The 17,305-nt window shown below is 32.7% G+C and carries 14 protein-coding genes; 10 read left to right on the top strand and 4 right to left on the bottom strand.

The features are described from left to right. Nucleotides 1-75 precede the first annotated feature (75 nt). The 5 genes from LX78_RS00995 to LX78_RS00975 all read left to right on the top strand — a co-directional run bounded on the left by LX78_RS00995 (nucleotide 76) and on the right by LX78_RS00975 (nucleotide 9,811). Nucleotides 76-1,170, top strand: coding sequence for an isoaspartyl peptidase/L-asparaginase family protein (locus tag LX78_RS00995; RefSeq protein ID WP_109680775.1), 1,095 nt, complete (start codon nucleotides 76-78; stop codon nucleotides 1,168-1,170). Beyond that, nucleotides 1,163-1,474: an antibiotic biosynthesis monooxygenase family protein gene (locus LX78_RS00990; protein ID WP_109680774.1), complete on the top strand. Its 312-nt coding sequence runs from the start codon at nucleotides 1,163-1,165 to the stop codon at nucleotides 1,472-1,474. The genes LX78_RS00995 and LX78_RS00990 overlap by 8 nt, the downstream gene beginning before the upstream one ends. Before the next feature lie 218 nt (nucleotides 1,475-1,692). Beyond that, nucleotides 1,693-3,645: an adenylate/guanylate cyclase domain-containing protein gene (locus tag LX78_RS00985; RefSeq protein ID WP_109680773.1), complete on the top strand. Its 1,953-nt coding sequence runs from the start codon at nucleotides 1,693-1,695 to the stop codon at nucleotides 3,643-3,645. A gap of 118 nt (nucleotides 3,646-3,763) precedes the next feature. After that, nucleotides 3,764-4,363 carry an HD domain-containing protein gene (locus tag LX78_RS00980; protein WP_109680772.1) on the top strand — a complete coding sequence of 200 codons (600 nt, stop codon included), beginning with the start codon at nucleotides 3,764-3,766 and terminating at the stop codon, nucleotides 4,361-4,363. A gap of 267 nt (nucleotides 4,364-4,630) precedes the next feature. Continuing rightward, nucleotides 4,631-9,811 (top strand): MBG domain-containing protein, encoded by a 5,181-nt coding sequence (locus LX78_RS00975; RefSeq protein ID WP_109680771.1) that lies wholly within the window; start codon nucleotides 4,631-4,633, stop codon nucleotides 9,809-9,811. An 85-nt stretch (nucleotides 9,812-9,896) separates the two neighbouring features. Here LX78_RS00975 and LX78_RS00970 read toward each other — a convergent pair whose 3' ends face one another. From LX78_RS00970 to LX78_RS00960, 3 genes are read right to left on the bottom strand one after another with little or no spacing between them, the layout of a single operon-like run. Beyond that, nucleotides 9,897-10,424 (bottom strand): YciI family protein, encoded by a 528-nt coding sequence (locus LX78_RS00970; RefSeq protein WP_109680770.1) that lies wholly within the window; start codon nucleotides 10,422-10,424, stop codon nucleotides 9,897-9,899. Nucleotide 10,425: 1 nt separating this feature from the next. Then, a complete protein-coding gene (locus LX78_RS00965) occupies nucleotides 10,426-10,893 on the bottom strand; it encodes a CYTH domain-containing protein (protein WP_109680769.1) in 468 nt (155 codons plus the stop codon). Continuing rightward, the gene (locus LX78_RS00960) at nucleotides 10,886-11,551 is read right to left on the bottom strand and encodes an NAD(P)H-binding protein (RefSeq protein WP_109680768.1); all 666 of its coding nucleotides are present in this window, start codon (nucleotides 11,549-11,551) and stop codon (nucleotides 10,886-10,888) included. The genes LX78_RS00965 and LX78_RS00960 overlap by 8 nt, the downstream gene beginning before the upstream one ends. Before the next feature lie 41 nt (nucleotides 11,552-11,592). On the opposite strand from LX78_RS00960, the gene dinB reads away from it, so the two are divergent. After that, nucleotides 11,593-12,699: a DNA polymerase IV gene (gene dinB, locus LX78_RS00955; RefSeq protein WP_109681343.1), complete on the top strand. Its 1,107-nt coding sequence runs from the start codon at nucleotides 11,593-11,595 to the stop codon at nucleotides 12,697-12,699. A 2-nt stretch (nucleotides 12,700-12,701) separates the two neighbouring features. Here the strand turns inward: dinB and LX78_RS00950 are convergent, their stop codons facing one another. Next, the gene (locus LX78_RS00950) at nucleotides 12,702-14,492 is read right to left on the bottom strand and encodes a M61 family metallopeptidase (RefSeq protein ID WP_109680767.1); all 1,791 of its coding nucleotides are present in this window, start codon (nucleotides 14,490-14,492) and stop codon (nucleotides 12,702-12,704) included. Between the two features lie 82 nt (nucleotides 14,493-14,574). Here LX78_RS00950 and LX78_RS00945 point away from each other — a divergent pair, with 82 nt between their 5' ends. Genes LX78_RS00945 through bioD form a run of 4 tightly spaced genes read left to right on the top strand, consistent with a single transcriptional unit; the run spans nucleotide 14,575 to nucleotide 17,264 of the window. Beyond that, nucleotides 14,575-15,120: a hypothetical protein gene (locus tag LX78_RS00945; RefSeq protein WP_109680766.1), complete on the top strand. Its 546-nt coding sequence runs from the start codon at nucleotides 14,575-14,577 to the stop codon at nucleotides 15,118-15,120. Continuing rightward, nucleotides 15,104-16,249, top strand: a complete 1,146-nt coding sequence (locus tag LX78_RS00940) for an aminotransferase class I/II-fold pyridoxal phosphate-dependent enzyme (protein WP_109680765.1) — start codon at nucleotides 15,104-15,106, stop codon at nucleotides 16,247-16,249. Before LX78_RS00945 ends, LX78_RS00940 begins: the two co-directional genes overlap by 17 nt. Next, complete coding sequence (locus LX78_RS00935) at nucleotides 16,246-16,659, top strand: putative signal transducing protein (protein ID WP_109680764.1); 414 nt, start codon at nucleotides 16,246-16,248, stop codon at nucleotides 16,657-16,659. Before LX78_RS00940 ends, LX78_RS00935 begins: the two co-directional genes overlap by 4 nt. Continuing rightward, nucleotides 16,656-17,264 carry a dethiobiotin synthase gene (gene bioD / locus LX78_RS00930; RefSeq protein WP_109680763.1) on the top strand — a complete coding sequence of 203 codons (609 nt, stop codon included), beginning with the start codon at nucleotides 16,656-16,658 and terminating at the stop codon, nucleotides 17,262-17,264. The genes LX78_RS00935 and bioD overlap by 4 nt, the downstream gene beginning before the upstream one ends. Nucleotides 17,265-17,305 lie beyond the last annotated feature (41 nt).

The following is a 17,305-nucleotide window of genomic DNA, read 5'->3' as shown; positions in this document are numbered from 1 at the left end:
ATAAAAAGTCGTTTTTTCTTGAGGCTTTATTTCTAAAAAACTAACTTTAAACCTCTCATTTTAATATGTTATATGATGAAAAAAGGAATTTATTTTTTGTGTTTATGCTTTATAATATTTAGTTGCAAAAATAAGGAAGAACTCAAATCCTTAACAAATGGTAGACAAGCCTCTAAAGACTCACTAGTTGTTTCAAAAGACAATCTAGATATTAAAACCAATCAATTTGCAATTGTTATTCATGGTGGAGCAGGTAATATTTCACGTGAATATATGTCTGCTGAAGCTGAAGCAGCTTATAAATTAAAATTGGAAGAAGCCATTCGTGTTGGATATAACATTTTAAAAAATGGAGGAAGCAGTCTAGATGCTGTTCAAGAAACCATTAATATTATGGAGGACTCGCCTTTGTTTAATGCTGGAAAAGGAGCTGTTTTTACAAATGCAGAAACGAATGAGTTAGATGCTTCTATTATGGATGGTAAAACTCTAAATGCTGGAGCTTCTGCAGGAACACGAACCGTAAAAAATCCAATTGATTTAGCGAGAGCTGTCATGGAAAACTCACCACATGTGATGTTGACTGGACATGGAGCAGATGTTTTTGCCAAAGAACAAGGTATCGAAATTGTTGATACAACTTATTTTTATACTGAAAAGAGTATGAATTCTTTGGAACGTGTTAAAGAATATGAAGAACAGAAAAAAGCAGATAATAAAACAGCATTTTATGATGTTGCTATAAAAAACTCCAAGTTTGGAACCGTTGGTTGTGCAGCATTAGATAAAGATGGAAACCTTGCAGCAGGAACTTCTACAGGAGGCATGACAAACAAACGTTGGGGACGTGTTGGTGATGCACCAATAATAGGAGCAGGAACTTATGCGAACAACAATACATGTGCTGTTTCAAGTACTGGTTGGGGAGAATATTTTATACGTGCTATGGTAGCTCACGATATTTCTGCTTTAATGGAATATAAAGGATTAACATTAGCCGAAGCAGCCAAAGAAGTTATTCAGAAAAAAGTACCTGAACTTGGTGGAGATGGAGGTATTGTTGCAGTAGATAAAAACGGAAATATGGTTATGGAATTTAATACATCTGGCATGTTTCGAGCTACTATGAATGATAAAGGCGAACTTAATATTGGCATTTATAATGACTAAAACAACACCTTATTATGCAGTTATTTTCACTTCAACTCAAAATGAAGATATAACTGGTTATCAAGACATGGCTGAAAAAATGGAAACTCTTGCCAAACAACAAAAAGGGTTTATAGGAATTGAATCAGCTAGGAATCAAGTAGGAATTACTGTAAGTTACTGGGAAAGCCTTGAAGCAATAAAAAACTGGAAACAGAATTCCGAACATCTTTTAGCACAACAAAAAGGAAGAAGTCAATGGTACAACTGGTATCATGTTAGAATTTGTAAGGTAGAACGTGAATACGATTTTGACTTATCGTAATGAAATCCATCACAACTTAGGTTACTATTTATCATTTTTAATAAGGCTTTACGTAGACTAGAGAAATTAGAATATTCGTATTAATAATGAAAACTTGTAGACTAAAAAATTACTAAGCTCTTGTTTATCCATTTGAAAATGACTTAATTAATTGGTTTATATAGAATAATTTCCTACATTTAACTATTCCCTAAAACTTATTTTGACCCACAACTTTGATGAATCGTACGACTCTATATTCAATCATCTTGTTTTGCATTACGCTAAATTCTTTTGGTCAAAACGACAAAAGTATAGAAGATCTTAAGCAGCTTGTTGTTAAACAAGCCGATGATAGCACAAAAGTTAATACCTTATTAGAGATATCTTCACAGCTTTTTCGATCTCAACCAGACTCATCTTTTGTTTATTCTCAAAAAGCCATTAATCTAGCTACACAAATTAATTTCAAGAGAGGTCTAGCCTATGGACATAAAAATATGGGGCTTGGCCATTATATTAAAGGTGAATTCTCGGATGTCTTGATTCATTGGGAAAAATCATTAGAAATTTTTGAAACAATTAATGACCAAAACGGAATTAGTAACTTACTTGCTAATCTAGGTGCTGTTTACGAAACGAAAGGAAACGACCCTAAAGCTTTAGAATATTTACTAAAGTCTGTCAAGATTGCAGAAAAGATTCAAGATTCTTCAAGAATGGGGACAGCTTACCTGAATATTGGAGCTGTTTATTCTAATGAAGAAACAACTTATGAAGATGCATTTAAATCCTTTAATAAATCCAAGATTATATTTAGTAAAATAGGATACGACGAAGGAGTTGGAGCTGCTGCTATTAATATAGCAGAATTATACTTAAAAAATGGCAATCCACAAGATGCATTACTTCACCTGAATGATGCTTTGGAAGCTTATTCTAAAGCAGGAAGTAGTCTTTCACACACATATAATAGTATGGGCAAGGTCTATAAAGACCAAAAAAAATATGATTTAGCAAAAGAATATCATCTAAAAGCTATAGATGCAGCAGATCTTAATGAGGCTAAATCAGACAAAACTAAGGCACTTATAGCATTAGGAGAAGTTTTAATAGAGCAAAAAGCCTATTCAGAAGCTATTAAAAATCTTAAAGAAGGGCTTGATTTAACAAAAACTACAGGTGTCTATAGAGATAAAAAGAATGCATATGAAGGGCTTTCTAAGGCTTACTCAGGAATGAAAGATTATAAAAATGCATATAGCTATCAGCAACTTTTTACTTCTATAAGCGATACTATTCGAAACGAATCCTATGATGAATCTATAGGCAATATGAGATTTAGGTACGATTTAGAAAATAAAGAAAAAGAAATAAAACTTCTTAATATAGATAATGAACTCAAACAAGCCCAGATTGAACGTGCTACAGCGTCAAAAAGGTTGTTATATGCACTAGCAGCACTTCTTTTAGCAGCAGTAGGAGGTGTTTTTTCACGTTACCGATTTATTCAAAAATCTAATGCATCTCTAGCTAAAGAACGAAACAAAAGTGATAGCATTCTATTAAACATTCTTCCAAAAGAAACAGCCGAAGAATTAAAAGAACAAGGATTTATTAAGACAAAATATTTCAAGGAAGTAACAGTTCTTTTTACAGATTTCAAACAATTTTCTTTAGTAGCAGAAGAGATATCTGCAGAAGACCTCGTTCAAAGTTTAGATTATTTTTTTAAGAAATTCGACAACATTACAGAAAAACACAATCTTGAGAAAATAAAAACCATTGGAGATGCCTATATGTGTGCAGGAGGGCTTCCTACAGAAAACACTTCGCATGTAGAAAATGCTTTTGCTGCTGCTTTAGAGATTATGGAATTTGTTAGAGAAACTCAAAATAATCCACCAGAAGGTATATACCCTTTTGAGATTCGTATTGGAATAAATACAGGTCCTGTTGTAGCTGGTGTTGTTGGAATCAAGAAGTTTCAATATGATATTTGGGGCAATACAGTTAATATAGCTGCGAGGATGGAAAATAATTCTAAACCAGGAAAAATTAATGTTTCAGAAAATACCTACCAACACTTAAAAAACAAATATAATTTCACTTACAGAGGTAAGATAATAGCGAAGAATGAACAGTTGCTTAGCATGTATTATGCAGAAGAGAATATTGGTAAGAAAACCTGATAAATGATTATTTTAAAATAATATTTTATAAATTAGTATTAATTCTAATCGATTTTGGGGATGATCGAAAAATATACAATGGTAATAAAAAGAAAATCATTCTTAAAATTGTAAGTACATGGATCTTGATAACAAAAAGACATATCCAGATATTTGTTTTCAAATTCTAAATGAATTGAAACAGAAATTAGCACCACATTTAAGATATCATTCTTATAAGCATATCGTTGATGTTGCTAATGTATGTGATAAATATATTAAGCTGTATAGAATAGATGATAATATGGCTAAGCTAATCCGAATTGCTGCCATTTGCCACGATTTTGGCTACACTGTTTCACCTATAGATCATGAAGAGCGTAGCATTTTGTTAATTGAACCAATTCTCAATTCTATTCTTACTAAACAGGAATTAGAAATTGTAAACGGTATGATAAGGGCAACAAAGATACCTCAAGAACCAAAAACTTTTTACGATAAGATTCTTGCTGATGCCGATTTGGATTACTTAGGAAGAACTGATTACGATGAACTTAGTGAAAACCTACACCAAGAATTTTTGCATTTTGGAATTATTAGCACAGAAAGAGAATGGTTAGATTTACAAATCAAGTTTCTCGAAAATCACAAATTCCATACACTTTATGCAAAATTAAATAGACGGAAATTAAAGCTGAGTAAATTAAAAGAATTAAAACAAAAAAGGTCTAGTCTTTAACTGCTACTAAACAAGTCATTTTTTAAATGAATTAGTTATTTCTGAACGCTTGACAAAGCTAATTTGTAGGATAAGAACTCCTTTCTTGTTAATTATGTGTTAAAACGAATAGATAACTTCTGTAATGGTTTTTTATTTAATTGATAATGTGTATATTACAAGCTCCTAAGAATGATTTATAGCTTACTCCTCTTCTATAAATGACTTATATAAGCCAATGAGAATCGTTGGTGCATAAACCTATATGGTTATTATAAGTCTAACACTATGAAATCAACAACAACAAGTGGTATATTCTTTACCACAAAAGCAATCAACAAAATTATTTTATCAAGTTTATTTTTTCTGTTAACTACTGTATGGGTATATGGACAGAATTATACAACTACAGGTTTATCAAGTAATTGGGAAGATGCCATAGCATGGGATTGCTCTGGTGGTCCATGTAACAATAACCCATTTCCAGATTACGAAATAAGCAATTCTACAATTACCATAAATCATGATATGGTTTATAATTCCAGTAACCCAATTAAATTGAGGAACAATGCAGAACTGTACATTTCTAATAATGCAAAATTTACAAGTGCAAGTAATCTCAATATAAACCAAGGAGGATTGTTGGTTGTGGATCAAGGGGAGATTTCTATTGGTCCTGGAGTTCTTAAAAATAAAGGTACTATTCAGCTAACAAATGCCTTAATGTTAAAATATGGTAACTTTATTAATGATTCCCAATTACAATTTTCTAATGCTTGTGTCCAACTTGTAGGTGGTAATTTTTTAAATGGAGGAATTGTGTCTGGTCTTGGTAGTGTAAAGACTGCAGATGGTTCAATTAACAACTCTGGTACTTGGGATACGAATGTTATTTATTTTTACAGCCAAAGTGGTAGCGGACTTCCAGGATCTATAAGTACTGAAGAAGAAGTGGCTGCAGTGTGTGCTTGTGCTCTTATAAATTGCGATATTCTTCCTGGTTATCCACCAAATTCTAAAGTTAACGAAATTATTGGGTCTGCATTAACATCGCTATTCAATAACTATAATCCCAATGAACCAACAAATGAGTTTATATACACTATTAATGAAAATGGAGAAGTGTTAATTGAAATAGTCACGTTTAATGGTCAATTCAATGCTGTAGCATCTTTTCTTAACACTTTTGGAGTAAATACGAGTGATTATATTTCAGATGTCTATGATCCACAAGATGATGAACGCGTTATAACTACATTTTTTCCTATAGCAAATTTAGAGGATCTCAACCCAAGATCAGACATCATTAATCAAGTATATGAGGTTTCTCCTCCCATGCCAAACTCCGGACTTATTGATAGTCAAGGAGATATTGCTCAAAATTCAAATACTGCAAGATTAGGATGGAATTTAAGTGGTGATGGTGTTAAAATAGGAGTGCTTTCCGATAGTTACGACAGGAAATCTGGAGTAATATCAGGGATGAGTTCTGCTTTGCAAACAGACATTGCCAATGGAGATATTCCAGGAGATCAAAATCCTGTAACTGTTGTTCAAGATTATCCTTTTGGTATTGCAAGCGACGAAGGGAGAGCAATGCTTCAAATTCTACACGATGTTGCTCCTAGTGCAGAATTGTACTTTAGAACTGGATATATTTCAGAAGGAAACATGGCAGCAGGAATTGCCGAACTTGTTGCGCTAGATTGTAATGTTATAGTAGATGATCTTACTTACATGAGAGCACCATTTTTTAGAGATGGTATTGTTTCAGATGCTATTAATGAAGCAACAGCTAATGGTGTAAGTTATTTTACCTCAGCAGGTAATTTTGGGTCTAAATCATATCAATCTACATTTACCGCTTCTTCTTCTAATCCATTGCGTCACGATTTTGGAGGGAATAATTCTATGCAAAATCTAACTTTAGATGTGGGATCATATATTGTTGTTTTACAGTGGGATGACGATTTTTATTCTTTCGGATCTAATACTGGAGCTACCAACGACTTAGATATTTATCTCTCTGGGAACGATGGTAGTATCCAATACGGATTTAATCGAAACAATATGGGTGCAGATCCTGTAGAAATTATGCCGTTTACCGTTGTAAACCCTACCACAACTAATATTGTTATTGAAAGAGCTTCTGGAACTGGAGCTGCACCACTCTTCAAGTATGTTGTTTTTAGAGCAGGAGACAACGGAAATTTTGAAGCTGTTCCAGCAGCCAATAGCTCAACAATTATTGGTCATGCAAATTCAGAAGGAGCCATTACAGTTGGAGCTGTTCGTTATGATAATACTCCAGATTATGGAGGAGTATTTGCAGCTCAGCAATCATCGTCTCTAGGTGGAACAGTAACAAACGGACAACTTAGAAACAAACCTGATATTATGGCGCCAACTGGAGGAGATACATCTGTAAACTTAGGCGCTCCTGATTTTGATGGAAACTCATTACCTAATTTTTTTGGTACTTCGGCTTCAGCACCACATGCTGCTGGTGTTGCAGCATTAATAATTGAAGCTAAAACAAAATTTGGTGTCGATGTTTCAAATTCTGATTCGAGCTTAAGTGTACGAAATTTGCTTACTGATAATGCTATAGATATTGCACCTTCTGGGTTTGATAATAAATCAGGACATGGTTTCTTATCGGCAGACAGTGCTATTGGTGCGTTTTCGAATCCGTCTCCAAACCTTATCAGATTTAATTTAGAAAATTTAGATATGTCTGTCTACACTCCTGGCGATGTGGCTTTCGAACTTATTTTAGAGGGTAATTCATTCCATGAATCATCTGTAGTAATATTTCGTGGGGAAGAATTGCCAACAACGTTTATTGATGAAAATACACTGTCTGTAATAATACCCGAATTTTTTGGTAATCCACCTATTTATGTATTTACAGAACCAGGACCATTAACCAATGGAGAAGATGGAGGAGAATCAGAAGCATTAACTTTCAATGACACCATTGTAACTGATGTATTAGTGCAGCCTGATAATGCATCACGAAGATATGGTGAAGGAAATCCACAGTTTACTTTCACAACTATGGTAGGCGATACAGAAAACGCACTTCTGCAAGAAGAGTTAAACATTTTATTACCATCTGTCTCAATATCAACTTCTGCTATTAATAATTCGAATGTGGGTATATATGCTATAGAATTGAGTTTAGAGAACATTAATGTTGGTTTATTAGAATTATACAATTTTATTTTGGAACCTGGTGTCCTAAATATAACACCAATGCAAGTTACAATAAAGCCTCAGAATTTAGATGCTATAACTTATGGCGATGCTTTGCCAGAAATTAGTTTTGACTATACTTTTGGAAATCCAAATGAAACAGATTTAGATGTTGATGAAGACGTAGCAGATACTTTTGCATCAAATCATGTTAATGCACTTTCTTTGGTAAATGGAATTTCCTTAGTAAATGGGCTTTCTTTGGTAAATGGAATTTCTTTAGTGAATAACGAGCCAACCATCAATGGTCTTTCATTAGTTAATAAAACATTTTTTGTTTCGCAGAGCACAGTAAATCAATCAGATACTGTTGAGCAGAATGGTTTATCCCTTGTAAATGGTAATGGTAGTGAAAAATTAGTAAATTTTGGAGCTGATATATTTTCTGAAAATGCTATTGCTAGTGGTGAATTTTCGACCATAACCAATGGAATCTCCTTAGTAAATGGTCTATCACTTGTAAATGGTCTATCACTTGTAAATGGAGTTTCTCTGGTAAACGGTGTTTCCTTGGTTAATGGAGTTTCATTAGTTAACGGTTTATCACTTGTAAATGGTCTTTCCTTGGTCAATGGAACAGCTCTTGTCAATGGTACTCCGTTAGTAAACAGTGAAGGCAATTCTATTTTGAATGCTTTCGAGAATATTATTGTAATATTAAATGGCGATGATGCTTCATCTGAAACACCTATCGATATTAAACCTATTAATGTTATAACTGGAATTGATGCTGGTACTCAGTATATTATTCCTGGTGGAGTTTTAGATACAAATTTTGAAATTAGATATGAACCAACTTCTTTAGAAATACTACCAGCCAATTTAACTGTTACAACAGAAGATGCAATAGTTACTTATGGAGATGAGCAAATTACTCCAACTGGAATAATTGATGGATTGCAATACAGTGATACATTAGAAAATGTTTTCCCAGACGGAATAGTTTATAGTGTAGACTGTATACAATGTGGCGTTTTAGAAAGTCCATATTCTTTTCAGGCTTCAGCAATCAATAGTTCTCCAAATTATAATATTACATTTGTTGATCAAGGTGTTTTAACCGTTAATCCATTCGATTTAACAATTACTGTAGATGATGCAACGATTACATATGGACAGTCAAATTTACCTTCATTTGGTATAAGCACAAGTCAAGAAGTTTTACCTTACAACGAGACAATTGAGGAGGTTTTAGGGGAATTATCGTTTACTCCTGACGATTCTTGTACTTCTGAAACAGTTATTACAGTAAGTCATTCACTACCAGCATATAATTATAATATTACGTATGAATCTGGAAATTTAACTATCGAGAATGCTGAACTTAATATAGAGATTGGATCATTTTATATTTTTGAAGGAGACACAGTCCCTACTGATTTTAATATTATAGCAAATGGTCTTGTTTGTAATGATCCATCTCCTACAGCAACTAATTTTATTGTTACAGATCAAAACGGTGTGGTTCAAACAGGTAATTTAAATAGTGGAACATATAATGTGATCGCAGATTTAGCCAGTATATCTGGTTATGATAATTACACAATTACACAAACTTCTGGATTGTTGTTTGTAAATCCATTAGTTGGATGCAACAATCGTATTACTGCTTCTGGTATTTGCCAAAGCCCAGCAACTTTACCTGATAATCCAAATATAGTTAGTTTGTTACAATTTGAATATACTAACAGATTAGAGGTGCCAATATATATTCCAAATGGAGCTAATAATCTTTTAAGAGGTAATGCACAATTTGTTGGGTCTCCTCCTGAACTATTTTTGCCAGGTACTCATACATTTAATATTTATACCAATGGTGGTAGGTTACAATGGGAAGTTAAAACACAAGGCTGTAACAATGCCTCTAAGTCGGCTAATGGATCAAATGCAGATCCATGTACTGAGTCTTTGCGTTCAATTACCAGTGAATCAACAACAGTAGCACAATTTAATAACCTACAAAATGAGAGCCAAATTAGTTTTTATCCAAATCCAGCTAATGATTTTATTAATCTTAAAGTTTCTGAAAATGCAGGCGTTGCAAACCTTCAGATTTTAGATCAAACGGGAAGAATATTGTTTAATCAAGATTATTCATTAAATGAATCATCCAACATTCAAGTTGATGTCTCAGATTTTAATTCAGGAATATTATTTTTCATTTATCAGCATAAAGAAAATAGATCTGCATTTAAAATAATGAAGAAATAAATTAAGTTTATATACTTCATAAAAAGAAGCTCAGACCTAAGTTTAATCTTATAGTCTGAGCTTATATTTATTTAAGAGATTTTAATTAACGTAGAGAATAACCTTTGGCACACCACCAAGGATGCACTTCTATAACCAATCTTCCAGCTTTTACCATAGGATCTAAATTTGCCAAACTATCTGCCATTTTAAGTGTTGGAACATTATAAACTGTGATGCCACGAAATTCACTATCGTCTCCAAAAGGACCAATTAAATCGGCAAAACCTTCTTCGTACATCCTTCCTAAATGTGCCATATGTGCTTCTTGAAGTAAAGCAGCCTCTTCTTCGTTTTGAGATCGAATAGGACCACTTTTTAAAAAGGCCATAAAATATTGTTGCATTAAAATGGTGTCTTGTGTTTTGGCATCTACATAATCGAAGGTTTGATAGCCTTTTGCTGTTAATTCTTCTTTAAGTTCTTTAATAGTTTTTTCAACATCTACAGGAGTATTTTCTTCAATGATTGTATCTGTTACAATTTCAAAATTTTCTATTGCACCTTCTTTATGTTCTTGTTTACAAGCTATAAATGCTATGACACATAAGATTATTAAAAAGAGATTTTTCATGTTACCAGGTTTTAAATGGATGTTTACTTAATTGCGAATTGTAATATTTAATATCTCCAGTCACTTCTTTTCCTAACCAAGTGGGTTTAGTGAAAATTTCAGTGGTATGATTTAATTCAATTTCAGCAATAACAAGTCCTTTGTTGTCACCAAAAAACTCATCGACTTCAAAGGTGTGATTTCCTGATTTTATAAGGTATCTGGTTTTTTCAATCATGCCTTTTTCACATAGCTTAAAAAGCGCTTCAGCATCTGTTTTAGAAATTTCTTTTTCCCATTCAAACCTAGTTAAACCATCATTAGAAGACAAACCTTTCACTGTTAAGAGACCTTGATTATTAGTCAATCTAACACGAACCGTTCTGTCTTTATCTGAATTTAAAAAGCCTTGCTTAATGCTTATTTTTTTATAGGCCTCGTCTTTATAAGTATCACTTTTTATTAAAAATTTACGTTCTATTTCAATCATTATTTTTTACTAATTTTTTTATATCATTAGAAACAATTCTTCCAGAAGGATGGGAACTATTTGCTAAAATAACCATTGATTTTGCTATGGTTATAGGATGAATTGATTTGTATTTTGAAAGCGAACCGAATAATAAAGGATTTAAAATTTTCATAAACAGTTTTGCTATAAATTCTCCAACTCTTTTTTCGTTTCTATCTCCACCAATTAATGAAGGCTGTAAGATATATGTACTAGGTATTTTTTCCAATAAGACAGCCTCTTCCATTCTGCCTTTGGTTCGGTTATAAAAAATGGTACTGTGTTTATCTGCACCTAAAGACGAAACAACTATAAAAGTATTGATATCATTCTCTTTGCAAAGTTGAGCAGCCATTACTGGAATTCCAAAATCTATTTGTAGATAATGTTCTTCGTTTGGAGTTTTGGCTTTTGTAGTACCAATACAGCAAAACACCTCGTCTGCTAAGAAGATATCTTTATAAGATGTTAAGTCTAATAAATCAACTATATGTTCTTCAATCTTAACATGTTTTATATTACATGACGTTCTTGAAAAGAGGATTATTTTACTATATCTGCTATCTATAAGAAGTTGTTCTAACAACAAACCTCCTGTAAGTCCAGTTGCTCCTAAAATGATTGCTGTTTTACTCATTTCGATATGTAATTTTGATAAAGATATTATAAATTTACATGATGCCAGACAATTTACCAATTCGAAAAATTATTCATGTAGATATGGATGCCTTTTATGCGTCTGTTGAGCAAATGGATAATCCTGAACTAAAAGGTAAACCTGTTGCTGTTGGTGGTGGAGGAACGCGAGGTGTTGTTAGTGCTGCAAGTTACGAGGCTAGAAAATTTGGAGTAAGAAGTGCTTTAAGTGGCGCACAAGCTAGACGAAACTGTCCAGAGTTAATTTTTGTAAAGCCTCGATTTGACAGATACCATGAAATATCCAAACAGGTTAAGAAGATATTTTACGATTACACAGATAAGGTAGAACCTTTATCTTTAGACGAAGCTTATTTAGATGTTACTGAGAACAAAAAAGGTAATCCAAGTGCCAGTTTAATTGCCAAGGAAATTAGAGAGCGTATTTTTAAGGAAGTGGGCTTAACAGCTTCAGCAGGAATTTCAATTAATAAGTTTGTAGCTAAAGTGGCTAGCGATTACAACAAACCTAACGGACAAAAAACGGTAAATCCAGAAGAAGTTATAAGTTTTTTAGAAGCTCTTGACATTAGAAAATTTTATGGTGTTGGTAAAGTGACTGCTGAAAAAATGTATCAATTAGGAATCTTTACTGGGAAAGATTTAAAATCTAAAACCTTAGATTATTTAGATACAAATTTTGGGAAATCTGGAAGATTCTATTATTACATAGTTAGAGGGATTCATACATCTGAAGTGAAGCCTTACAGAACCAGAAAATCATTAGCTGCTGAGCGTACGTTTCATGAAAATTTATCGAGTGAAATCTTTATGCTTGAAAAATTAGATCATATAGCTCAAGAAGTTTCCAAGCGTTTGACTAAAAGTAAGGTGTCTGGAAAAACAGTGACTTTAAAAATTAAGTATAGCGATTTTACACTTCAAACTAGAAGTAAAACATTGCCTTATTTTATAAACAATAAAGACATTATTCTTGAAACAGCGAAAGACTTACTATACCAAGACAAGCTAAATAACTCTGTTAGGCTGCTTGGTATTTCTTTATCTAACTTAAATACAGACAAATCTAAAAAACCAATTATTGTAAAACCTAAGGAAGTTAGCGTGCAATTAAAATTTGACTTTTAAGCTTATTCCTTAGCCTGCAACCAATTTTCTCTATTAGTTTTCAAATTTTTATCTAAAGGTTTTTTATCACTTTCCATTAAAGAAATGGTATAAGACGTATCAACCTGAAGTGTTATCGTGCTTGTTTTTGTTTCTCCAAATCGTTCAAAAACTATGTCAACAGTGTCGTTCACTTTATAGGATGTAAGAAGTTCGTTTAAATCTATATCTTCATTAATTTCAGTAGCACCAACTTTTATTAGTTTATCGCCTTTTTGAAGTCCAGCATTATATGCAGATGAATTTATCCTAGGGTTATTCATTAATTTCCCATGTCTTACATAAACACCTAAATCTACTTTTGAGTTATCGTTACTCAAGTTGACACCAACGGTTTCAAATAAACGTTTAAAATCTGGCATCCCACTTTTATAAATATAGTTGTTAAAGAAATGGTTTCCGAAGTCTTTACCAGCATATGCATTTAGCGTTTCGTTTAAGTTTGCAATTGTATAAAACGTTTTAGTTTTTCCATAGGTTTGCCAAACCAGTTTCATATAATCGTCAAGGCTCAAGCCTTTTTCCCTTAAAGATAAATCCAAAGCCAGACCCAACATACTTCCATAAGAATAATAAGAAATAAAGGTGTTTTCTCGATTGGTTTCATCAACCGATTTGGCTGCATCAACAAAAGGAGCTTGATAGCTCATTTCTATTGGATTAAAAAAATCTCGACCTGGAGAATTCCACACATAATTAAAAGCGCCTGTTAATCCAGTTATGTAATTTGGTTGCGAAATAATTCCTGCACGACACAAGGTTAAATCGTCGTAATAGCTAGTAAAACCTTCAGCAAACCAAAGTTCACCACTCATATTAGCTTCTTCAAAATTAAAGGGCTCCAAGCTTTTAGGACGAATACGTTCAACATTCCAACAGTGAAAAAATTCATGAGAAGCAGTCCCTATATTTTGATTTATTCCCCCTTTTGCTAAACTTCTAGTGCTTACCAAATAAGTGGAGTTCCTATGTTCCATGCCATCTCCAGTAGCATTTGGCATATAACACGCTAGAAAAGTGTATTCACCATAATCGAAAACTGGTAATTCGCCATAAATAGCTTTTTGTTGAAGCACTACTTTTTTAATATGGTCGAAATAAGTGTCTAAATCTTCATTAGTAGCTGCATCATCGTGAAGTATTAATTTAACAATTTGATTATCTACTTGAAAAGAACGCGTTCTATAGTTGGTGATTTCTGTAGGACTATCCATAAAATATTGCAGGTTTTTTGCATAGTATGTATTGTCTTCAAGATGTTTTAATTGTGTTGCCACTTTCCAATTTAAATCTTCTCGAACATTAAAAGTGATTTCCATTTCGTTTTCAGACAACTCAGGAACATACATAAACGTAGCTGGCATGTTTAAATGCGCATGAGTTTCATCTATTTGTGCATAGGTTCCATCTCCATGATTTGCAAATAAAGTATAACTAACTTTTATAGTTCCATCGTGTCCAGAAACGTACCATGCATATGGATTTGGACGAGTTATTTTTAATAAGTTTCCTTTGCCATCAGTTACTTTTACGTTATAGACATTTTTTGCAAACTCGTGTATGGCATAGCGTCCAGGGGACGAACGACTCATTCTAAACTCTACCTCATCTGATTTTAAATCAGTAAATGTTACTTGAATACTAGCTTCATGATGTATAGCGTTTTCAAATGAAATATCATATTTTGAAGACACTTGAGCATTCACTAGAATTGAAAAAAGGAATATTATTAAGAGTAATTGAAATTTTTGCATGGAAGTAAATTTAAGGCTCTAATATACTGCTTTTACTGTTTTATTGTTGATTAAAACAAATCTCATTAGTTATATTTGATATATGAATAATGAGAACATTATTATTTCTGAAAGCAATAGACCTTATTGGCAATTAATTATTGCGGCAGCATTGTTCACTTTGAGCTTAGCTTTTATTGTCATGTTATTTCAAAATATAGACCTAGAGAATAAAGGCAAGAGATTAGCAGGAAACATTGAATTAATTTTAATATTGTTTTTATTAGGAACAACATTTTGCTCGCAAAAAAGAGTATACTTAGATTTAAAAAAGTTAAAAATAAAAGCATCTTATGAGGTTGGCCCAATAAAAATTGGGAGATGGCAACCAATAAAAAACTCAGAATATGTTTCTGTATTTCTTAGACCGAAATCAGACGGCAGCACTGTATTTGAAGTGAACCTTTGGTATGAAAGAGTGAAACATATAGAGCTTTATGAAAGGGATGATTATATGGATGCATTTAAAATAGGTTATAATATATCTGAAAAACTGAATATAGATTTATTAGATGCAACTGTTCCAAATGAAAGCAAATGGATTGATAAAAACGAATGGAAAAGCAAAATAAATGAACAACTTTCCTAAAAAACTACAAGAAAAAATCAACCAACGTAAAGCACAAAACATGTTACGTCAATTAGGCACAGAACATGATTTGATAGATTTTTCGTCTAACGATTATTTAGGATTTTCAAATTCTAAAGAAATTTTCGACATGACGCATCATTATTTAGAATCACATAATTTGCATAGAAATGGTTCCACTGGATCTCGTTTATTGTCAGGAAATTATGAGTTTTATAATGAAGTTGAAGCCATGCTTTGCGAGTTTCACAATTGCGAGTCTTCTTTAATATTTAATTCTGGTTACAATGCTAATTTAGGATTCTTTTCATCGGTTCCACAACGTGGTGATATTATTTTATACGACGAATACATTCATGCATCCATAAGAGATGGCATCACCATGAGTCATGCAAAATCATATAAGTTTAAGCATAATAATTTAGATCATCTGGATGAGATGCTGAAACGAGTTCAGCATGACGAATCTGTAATATATATTGTTACAGAATCCGTGTTTTCCATGGATGGCGATTCTCCAAATTTAGTTTCTTTAATAAATATTAGTAAAAAGTATAAAGCTTTTGTTGTAATAGATGAAGCACATGCCACAGGCGTTTTTGGCGAAAAAGGTGTAGGCTTAATTCAAGAATTAGGATTAGAAAACCAAGTGTTTGCTAGATTAATAACTTTTGGAAAAGCACTTGGAAGTCATGGAGCAGCTATCTTAGGAAGCAAAGAACTTACGGAATACTTGGTGAATTTTGCACGTTCGTTTATTTACACCACAGCACTTCCTCCACATACGTTAATGACAATCAAGTCTGTTTATATGGAATTGCCCAAAACACACGAAATATCGAAATTACATAATAACATTACCTTTTTTAAAGCTGAGATTATTAAAAATAAGATTCAGCATCATTTTATAAACAGCAATTCAGCAATTCAATGTTGTTTGGTTTCTGGGAACGAAAATGTAAAAGCTCTTTCAAACCAACTCTTAAAAAAAGGATTCGATGTTAAACCTATTCTTTCGCCAACAGTTCCAGCAGGAGAAGAACGCTTGCGTTTTTGCTTACATAGCTTTAATTCAGAAAAAGAAATAAAAGATATTTTACAGTTATTAGCCTCACTTTTAAAGATATGACAGACACATTTAAAACCATTGCCAGATTTCAGTATTCTTCTGAGGCACAAATTATTAAAGGTCGTCTTGAGGCCGAAGGGATTGAAGTTTTCCTTTCCGATAATTTAACAATCGACACAGATCCGTTAGTAAGTAATGCCATTGGAGGCGTTAAATTAAAAGTATTATTAGAACAAAGTGACGAAGCTATAGAAATTTTAGAATCCATTAGAAAATATTCTATAGACGACGAAGGGAATTCTATAAATTGTCCAAACTGCAAAAGCGAAAAAATAGAACTCTTTTCTACAATTAAAGATGCCAAATCATTAATATGGTTTATTTTTGGAGTCTTATTTTCATCGCTTCCATTTTATACCAGACATAAGTATCGATGTGAAGCCTGCCAAACCGAATTCGATTTAAAATGAAAACCTATTTTGTTACAGGAATCTCTACAGATGTTGGAAAAACCATAGCTTCTGCTATTATAGTTGAAGCACTTCAAGCAGATTACTGGAAACCCATTCAAGCTGGAGAACTAGATAATTGCGATACTAAAAAAGTAGAAAAATTAGTGTCTAATAAAAAGTCAAAATTCCATCCAAATAGTTATGCTTTAAAAACACCTATGAGTCCTCATGCAGCTGCTGATATCGATGCCATTGCTATAACTATAAAAGGAATTATAGAACCAAAAACCAAGAACCATTTGGTCATTGAAGGCGCTGGAGGTTTGTTGGTTCCAATTAATAGTAAGCAAACGGTTTTAGATATTATAAAGCCTGAACATCATGTTGTTGTGGTTTCCAGACATTATTTAGGAAGCATCAATCACACGCTTTTAACGGTAAATCTGTTGAAAGAAAAAGGTTTTCAAGTGTCTATTATTTTTAGTGGGAAAGAACATAAAACAACTGAAGATATCATAAGAAAAATGACGAAAGCCCCAATTATTGGACGAATAGATGAAGAGCCATATTTTGATAAAAATGTGATTTTGGAGTATGCAGAACTATTTCGAAGCAAGTTGTAATTTTCGTCGCACTGAACTTGTTTCAGTGTCACATAATATTT

Source organism: Xanthomarina spongicola (assembly GCF_003148645.1).
GTDB lineage: Bacteria > Bacteroidota > Bacteroidia > Flavobacteriales > Flavobacteriaceae > Xanthomarina > Xanthomarina spongicola.
Note: the sequence above shows the minus strand (reverse complement) of the source record. Positions and strands in the feature narration are given on the sequence as shown.

Coding starts and splice junctions, on each gene's coding strand:
- LX78_RS00995 (WP_109680775.1), top strand. CDS start 76: ATGAAAAAAGGAATTTATTTTTTGTGTTTATGCTTTATAATATTTAGT.
- LX78_RS00990 (WP_109680774.1), top strand. CDS start 1,163: ATGACTAAAACAACACCTTATTATGCAGTTATTTTCACTTCAACTCAA.
- LX78_RS00985 (WP_109680773.1), top strand. CDS start 1,693: ATGAATCGTACGACTCTATATTCAATCATCTTGTTTTGCATTACGCTA.
- LX78_RS00980 (WP_109680772.1), top strand. CDS start 3,764: ATGGATCTTGATAACAAAAAGACATATCCAGATATTTGTTTTCAAATT.
- LX78_RS00975 (WP_109680771.1), top strand. CDS start 4,631: ATGAAATCAACAACAACAAGTGGTATATTCTTTACCACAAAAGCAATC.
- LX78_RS00970 (WP_109680770.1), bottom strand. CDS start 10,424: ATGAAAAATCTCTTTTTAATAATCTTATGTGTCATAGCATTTATAGCT.
- LX78_RS00965 (WP_109680769.1), bottom strand. CDS start 10,893: ATGATTGAAATAGAACGTAAATTTTTAATAAAAAGTGATACTTATAAA.
- LX78_RS00960 (WP_109680768.1), bottom strand. CDS start 11,551: ATGAGTAAAACAGCAATCATTTTAGGAGCAACTGGACTTACAGGAGGT.
- dinB (WP_109681343.1), top strand. CDS start 11,593: ATGCCAGACAATTTACCAATTCGAAAAATTATTCATGTAGATATGGAT.
- LX78_RS00950 (WP_109680767.1), bottom strand. CDS start 14,492: ATGCAAAAATTTCAATTACTCTTAATAATATTCCTTTTTTCAATTCTA.
- LX78_RS00945 (WP_109680766.1), top strand. CDS start 14,575: ATGAATAATGAGAACATTATTATTTCTGAAAGCAATAGACCTTATTGG.
- LX78_RS00940 (WP_109680765.1), top strand. CDS start 15,104: ATGAACAACTTTCCTAAAAAACTACAAGAAAAAATCAACCAACGTAAA.
- LX78_RS00935 (WP_109680764.1), top strand. CDS start 16,246: ATGACAGACACATTTAAAACCATTGCCAGATTTCAGTATTCTTCTGAG.
- bioD (WP_109680763.1), top strand. CDS start 16,656: ATGAAAACCTATTTTGTTACAGGAATCTCTACAGATGTTGGAAAAACC.